At 67.5% G+C, this 2,326-nt stretch carries 1 protein-coding gene and 1 pseudogene; one reads left to right on the forward strand and one right to left on the reverse strand.

The features are described from left to right. Positions 1-306: 306 nt before the first annotated feature. On the forward strand, positions 307-822 hold the full coding sequence (locus tag Q0588_RS12210) for a rhomboid family intramembrane serine protease (RefSeq protein WP_298746422.1): 516 nt from the start codon (positions 307-309) through the stop codon (positions 820-822). An 813-nt stretch (positions 823-1,635) separates the two neighbouring features. Here the strand turns inward: Q0588_RS12210 and Q0588_RS12215 are convergent. Beyond that, positions 1,636-2,326 (reverse strand): annotated as a pseudogene (locus Q0588_RS12215) (hypothetical protein); the annotation flags it as partial.

The following is a 2,326-nucleotide window of genomic DNA, read 5'->3' on the forward strand; positions in this document are numbered from 1 at the left end:
ACGTGGGCGCCGCCGCGACCAAGTCGGTGCTGCGCACGGCGGGGAGCACGATCACGCGCGAACTGCTGCGCGGGTTGCTGGGCGGGTTGCGGCGGCGGTGAGGTCGGACGAAAAGCTCAATCAGCCAACGACGCTTCAGCGAGCGACCAGTGGTCGGCTCGGCGCCATCAGTTGGCGGAGCCTGCTGGCCCAGGATGTCAGAGCCGGGGCGCTGCCAGGCCTGGTCTTGGTCGGGTTGCTGGTGGCGGCGTTCGTTGGGCAATGGTTCACGGAGGCCCAGAGCAACTGGGCCTGTCGCGGCAGGCCATGTCAGAGGGGCGATGGCTCACCCTTGCGACTCACGCCGTCACGCACGCCGGACATTGGCACCTTTGGATGAACAGCGCCGCCATCTTGTCCACGACCATACCCGTCAGGCTGCTCCTCGGCAGCGGGGCGGGAGGCTGGCCTCGCTATCTGTCGCTGCTCGTGGGCGCGGCGATCTCGTCGGCCGCCATGTTCTTGCTGGTTCATCCGGACGACGGCATTCCAATGGTCGGGGCGTCCGGGGCAATCTGCGGCCTTTGGGGTCTTCTGGTCAGGGGCGATTTGGAAACCCGGATGCTTCGGCCGCTTTTGTCCAAGCCCGTGCTGATCGGAATGCGCGAATTCGCCGTCACAAACGCAGCGCTTTTCGCCATCCTCTATTTCGCCGCCCGGTCAACAGGCTCGCAGGGAGGTTTGGCTTGGGAAGCTCACCTTGGAGGCTTTCTGTTCGGTTTACTCTCGGCCCCCCTCTTCCTCCGAAGGCTCAGCCCCTCGGAACCCGCCGCCACATCCTGAGCGGATGATGCCCGCCCCCGCTATCGTCATCCCGGGCCACCCACTCGCTGCCGTCCCCCATTTCGGGGGAAGGTGGCTCGGGTAGCGAGACGGATGGGGGCCTGCCTGTGCGGAAACGCCGCCGGCCATCGTGGCGCGGACAGAACCCCCGTCCGAGCGGCTCGGCCGCCCACCTTCCCCCGAAACGGGGGAGGGGACTGCTACCTATTCGCCGATTGCCAGCATATGGCGCGCCGCCAACCCGCTGATTTCGCCAGTCAATAAAAAAATGCAGCGTCCTCTTCCTGCCATAGCTGGGCCGCCCCCTATCCTTGTGCCCATCCCGTCGCGGGGGAGGGCGTCTGGCGCCAGGGCCAACCGCGTGCGGCGGGTGTGATCGTTGCGGGACGCCGGGCGTCGCCTTCGGGTGTGTGCACGGCGGAACCGGACCATGCTGGAGGACGGGTTGCTCCCCCCTGCGGCATGCGAAGGGACTGTCCTCCGGTTTGAAACGGAGGAGCCCAGGGGCCTGGTCGCCCCTGCCCGCCCGGGCTTAGTTTCGAAAGGGCCTAAATGGCGAGAGATCGGGGGCCGCAAACGGCAAGACCCCGGTTGGCCATGCGATGCCCGCCCCGAAGCGCTCGGAAGCCACGATCATGCGGAGCGCGGGCGGCGACGCCGAAAACTCCACTCACGGTCCCCGTAACGCGAAAGCAGGGGGCCACATCGGTTCCGGGCCGACCCGCCCGCGCTCCGCCACCTCCCCACCACTTTCCGGCAGGAATGCCGGAGAGGGCTTCAGCCTGCCTGCTCAATCCCTGGAGGGATAGATTGTCAGTCGACCAGATCCGCCGGCAGAATCTGACTGCTCAACAGCCGCTCCATCCCCGCCCACCGGTCCGGGCCCTGCCGCTCGACCCAGGCCTGGACCACGTCGCGGCCGAGGCCGTAGTTGATGATATAGCTGCGATAGGTGTCGATGAAGCGCAGCCGCTGGGTCGCCCTGGCCTCGTCGGCCAGGGTGTATTTCATCAGCCGCCGGATCGCCTCGGCCCGCTCGATCCGCCCCGCCAGCCAGTCGTCGGCGATGGTGTATTCGGCTCGCGCCAGCCGCCGGGTCAGCTCGCCCAGCCGCGTCTTCCTGTCCGCCGTGGCCGGATCGAGGCCGGCCAGCGGGAACAGCACCTCCCGCTCGAAACGGGCGCCCTCGTCGCCCGGGAAGGCCAGGTCGATGCCATAGTTGGCGCTGCCCTCGGCGACGAAGGACATGGGCGAGAACAGCGGATAGACGCTCATCTCCACCCAGCCGCGCTCGCGCACGAAGGTCTGTTCCAGCAGGGCGTTGTAGACATGGTGGCCGGGATAGCCCTCGTGGCAGCCCAGATCGACGGCCCGCTCGGTATAGATCGGCAGGTCGGCGTTGATCTCGATCCGGCTGGCCGAGTCGCCCAGATAGTAGTTGTAGCCCGACCATGGCTTGTCGCCGACGAAGCTGAGCGTGAACCGCTCACGGGCCGGCAGGGCG

This window comes from uncultured Brevundimonas sp. (assembly GCF_937870815.1).
In the GTDB taxonomy this organism is placed as follows: Bacteria; Pseudomonadota; Alphaproteobacteria; order Caulobacterales; family Caulobacteraceae; genus Brevundimonas.

Excerpts from the sequence above, each read along its gene's own strand:
- Q0588_RS12210 (WP_298746422.1), top strand. The coding sequence starts at position 307 with ATGTCAGAGGGGCGATGGCTCACCCTTGCGACTCACGCCGTCACGCAC.